This is a genomic window from Fulvivirga kasyanovii (assembly GCF_009711405.1).
GTDB lineage: Bacteria > Bacteroidota > Bacteroidia > Cytophagales > Cyclobacteriaceae > Fulvivirga > Fulvivirga kasyanovii.
This window is the reverse complement of record NZ_SMLW01000102.1, coordinates 1-691: the sequence shown is the minus strand read 5'-3', so window position 1 is coordinate 691 and position 691 is coordinate 1. Positions and strand designations below refer to the sequence as shown.

Genomic DNA, 691 nt, shown 5'->3' with positions numbered 1-691 from the left:
TTGTTAGTAAATTTGGCGAAGCTAAAGTAGGGGATTTAATCATTCAGTTCTTAAGGCAGCAATCAGCATATCGTTTGGGTATAAGTTGTTTAAAGCCATTTAAGCTGCTAAAACAGTACAGAACCCTAATAAAAAAACTTGAATTTACAAACTGGACGACTTCAATGGGTATTTTAATAGTACTCATGAAGGAATATTTACTCTCATTAAAAAGGTTTAGCTGTAGTTCATGAGAATTTTAGCCATAGACCCGGAACCATCGTCATTTAGAGGAGGTCAGGAGAAAAGCTTATTTGATATTCTTGTTGGCTTAAAAGGTAGGGGGCATGATGTTATTTTAGCATATGTTACTTCAGGTGATTACCTTAATCAATATAAGGAACATGGGGTAAGGACTATTCAGATACATGCTACCAAAAATGAAGGGTTTCAGCTGACGTCTTTTTATAGGCTGTTCTTATCTATATTAAAACTCTGGGGTTTAGCAACAACAGATGTTGTCTATATAAATGAAATAGTTGATTTGCCAATAGCCGCTTTGTTAAAATTGATTAGGCCGTCATTAAGGTTAGTATGTCATTTTAGATTACCACCTCCGGAGATTTCACTATTTAAAAACAAAAAAAACGTAATTGGTATTACAATCGGGCAAGTAAATCGATTTATAGTTGCTAATAATAATATGCTAAAT

2 protein-coding genes are annotated in these 691 nt (G+C 33.6%); both read left to right on the top strand.

Going from position 1 to position 691, the window contains the following annotated elements; translation table 11 throughout:
* Positions 1–233: hypothetical protein (locus tag E1163_RS30820; RefSeq protein ID WP_221417863.1), on the top strand; the 233-nt coding region annotated here is incomplete at its 5' end.
* Positions 230–691, top strand: a 462-nt coding sequence (locus E1163_RS00190; RefSeq protein ID WP_221417862.1) for a glycosyltransferase family 4 protein, incomplete at its 3' end; no start/stop codon positions are given. The genes E1163_RS30820 and E1163_RS00190, both read left to right, overlap by 4 nt.